At 68.8% G+C, this 2,478-nt stretch carries 5 protein-coding genes; 3 read left to right on the plus strand and 2 right to left on the minus strand.

Going from position 1 to position 2,478, the window contains the following annotated elements:
• Positions 1 to 396, minus strand: a 396-nt coding sequence (locus ACWGIU_RS35435) for a glycosyltransferase family 4 protein (RefSeq protein ID WP_453712200.1), incomplete at its 3' end; no start/stop codon positions are given.
• Positions 397 to 973: 577 nt separating this feature from the next.
• Positions 974 to 1,504: a hypothetical protein gene (locus ACWGIU_RS35440; RefSeq protein WP_453712201.1), complete on the minus strand. Its 531-nt coding sequence runs from the start codon at positions 1,502 to 1,504 to the stop codon at positions 974 to 976.
• Positions 1,505 to 1,677: 173 nt separating this feature from the next.
• Here ACWGIU_RS35440 and ACWGIU_RS35445 point away from each other — a divergent pair, with 173 nt between their 5' ends.
• From ACWGIU_RS35445 to ACWGIU_RS35455, 3 genes are all read left to right on the plus strand, one after another.
• Positions 1,678 to 1,818 carry a hypothetical protein gene (locus ACWGIU_RS35445; RefSeq protein ID WP_453712202.1) on the plus strand — a complete coding sequence of 47 codons (141 nt, stop codon included), beginning with the start codon at positions 1,678 to 1,680 and terminating at the stop codon, positions 1,816 to 1,818.
• 17 nt (positions 1,819 to 1,835) lie between these two features.
• On the plus strand, positions 1,836 to 1,931 hold the full coding sequence (locus ACWGIU_RS35450; RefSeq protein WP_453712203.1) for a chaplin: 96 nt from the start codon (positions 1,836 to 1,838) through the stop codon (positions 1,929 to 1,931).
• 118 nt (positions 1,932 to 2,049) lie between these two features.
• The gene (locus tag ACWGIU_RS35455; protein WP_453712204.1) at positions 2,050 to 2,460 is read left to right on the plus strand and encodes a rodlin; all 411 of its coding nucleotides are present in this window, start codon (positions 2,050 to 2,052) and stop codon (positions 2,458 to 2,460) included.
• Positions 2,461 to 2,478: the final 18 nt, after the last annotated feature.

Consider the following 2,478-nt stretch of genomic DNA (forward strand, 5'->3'; position numbering starts at 1 on the left):
GGTGGCCCCGCCGACCGCGTCGAAGGACCAGGCATGGGGCTGGAAGACGGTGGGCAGGCTCCCGCGCGCGGCGAGCCGGCCGGCGAGGCCGGCCTTGGCGCTGTGGGCGTGCAGGAGGTCGGGACGTACCTGACGGAGCACCTGGCGGGCGCCGGTGATCTCGGCGGGCAGTCGGGGCCCCGGGGCCCGCCCGGCGCGCCAGGTGAACACCTCGGCCCCGGCGGCGCGGGCGGCGGCGCCGAGCGTGCCGCCGGGCGGACATCCGACGACGGTGCGCAGCCCTTCTGCGGTCTGCGCGCGGACGAGGTCGGTGACGACCCTGGCCACACCGCCGTCGACGGGTTGTACGAGGTGGAGGACGGTCGTGGGCTGTGCCGCCCGAGGTTGACTGGGCACGTGGAGCGGTCTCCTGCGTTCAGCGGCGCGCGTCTGTCTGACGAAGAGCACACCGAGGAAATGACCCTGACTTTCACCCGTGAACCTGAAGCTCAGACTGCGGGCACCACCGGACAGCGCGGGACTCAGGTCGAACACGTCCACGTCATATCCGAGATTGTTCACATGTTCGGGATGTCGCACGAATGATTGATCGCCGAATTCCGTGATCGTGGAATTCATAACATCATTGAAAGGATTTTCTCCATCGCTGAGACTTACCCGGCGACCACTGTCGGCCGTCACGGTGAGTGAATCCCCGAGAGTTCCGCGGTCCCCGGCGTACCCGGCCATCCCGACCCGGCCCGCGGAGTCGGCCGGCGCGTCCAGGCCCTCGATCTCGACGGTTCCGTCAGCGGCGCGCGCGGCGAGCGGCTCGAAGTCGTCCCACAGCGAGATCCGGCGCACCGGCTCCTGCGGGTACTCGTAGGCGACGACCGGCGTCCAGCCACCCAGGCCCCCACCTCGGAGTGGCCCATCGCGATGTTGAGCTGCGCCGCCGTCCACAGGCCGGCGCCGCCCTTGCGGACCAGCGGGGTCACGTCGGCGGAGGCCTGGTAGGCATCGCTGCCCGCGTCCGTACGGGGGCCCATCGCCGTGCCGGCAAGGACCTCCTTGTACGCGCCGCCGGGATCGGCGACCAGCACCCGGCCGTCGTCCTGCGGCGGCTTCTGCTCATCCACCCGCAGTTCCCGCCCCAGCAGAGACGGGCGTGCGAGACCTTCGCGCCCTGCGGGACCTTGAGCTCGGCCCGGGTGGAGTTGTAGGTGTCCGGGTCCTTGTCGTCCTCGCTGTGGAACATCTCGAACTCGCTGTCGACCCCGGCCGCGCCCTTCTTGACCTCGGCACACGGCTCGACCTGCGGAGACCGCTCCTCGCGGCAGCCGATGCCGGAGTTGGAGGCACGCACCAGCCCGCCGTGCTGCACGGCCTGGTAACGCTGGGCGAAGGGGATCCGGGGCAGTTCCTTGGGAGCGGGAGCCGCCGCCTCCGCCGTCCGGGCGTGCACGAAAAAGGTGAGACAGGACAGCAGACCGAGCGCGCCAAGGATTCTGCGGGAGGAACCCATGACCCTGTCTCCATTTCCGATCAAGAGAACAAAACAGAAGGGAACTTTGTCAGAAATTCGGCTGTAAATCACGCCGGACTCCCTCGTACGGCCTTTTGAGTGATAGCGCGCACCCTCACAACGGGCAGGTCGTTATGGGGGGCACCATTGTTCGAACCGAAAGGAAATACGGGATGAAGAGGAGGCTGGTGCACGGCACCGCCATCGCCGTCGCGGGCGCCGCCGCGGTGATGGGCGGCGCGGGCCTCGCCTCCGCACACGGCGGGAACGGCGCGACGGCTCACGGCGTCACCGCGGGGTCCCCCGGCGCCTGAGCGGCAACCTGCTCCAGGTGCCCCTCGACGTCCCGGTGAACGCCTGCGGCCTCACGGTGAACGTGATCGCCCTGCTGAGCCCCTCGTTCGGCAACACCTGCGTCAGCGCCTGACCGTCAACCATGCCGCTCGAAACGCCTGCATCCGAGTGAAGCCACGCAACCCGAACCGGGGTCGAGGCGTTGATCCGGGTGCTCCGCTACCGGGCAATCCTGCAAAAAAGGGACGACAATGATCAAGAAGATGATGGCCTCGGCCGCGGTTGCCGCCTCGGTCGTGGGCATCGGTGCCGCCATGGCGCCGCAGGCGATGGCGATCGGCAACGACAACGGCGTCAACACCGTCCAGGGCAACGGCGCCGCGCAGATCTACGGCAACCAGGCCACCTACGGCAACATGAGCCCGCAGATGGCGCTGATCCAGGGCTCGTTCAACAAGCCCTGCGTCGCCCTTCCCGCGAAGGCCAACGTGCAGTCCGTGCTGGCCCTGGTCAACGTCGGCGTCCAGGACATCCCGGTCCTGTCCAGCCCGCAGAACCAGCAGTGCACCGAGAACTCCACCCAGGCCAAGGGCGACGAGGCCCTCTCGCACATCCTGGACAACATCCCGGTCCTCTCCGGCAACGTCTCGAGCGGCAGCTGACCGAGGCGCGCGCCAGCG

This window comes from Streptomyces sp. NPDC054840 (assembly GCF_053611065.1).

Excerpts from the sequence above, each read along its gene's own strand:
- ACWGIU_RS35440 (WP_453712201.1), bottom strand. The coding sequence starts at position 1,504 with ATGGGTTCCTCCCGCAGAATCCTTGGCGCGCTCGGTCTGCTGTCCTGT.
- ACWGIU_RS35445 (WP_453712202.1), top strand. The coding sequence starts at position 1,678 with ATGAAGAGGAGGCTGGTGCACGGCACCGCCATCGCCGTCGCGGGCGCC.
- ACWGIU_RS35455 (WP_453712204.1), top strand. The coding sequence starts at position 2,050 with ATGATCAAGAAGATGATGGCCTCGGCCGCGGTTGCCGCCTCGGTCGTG.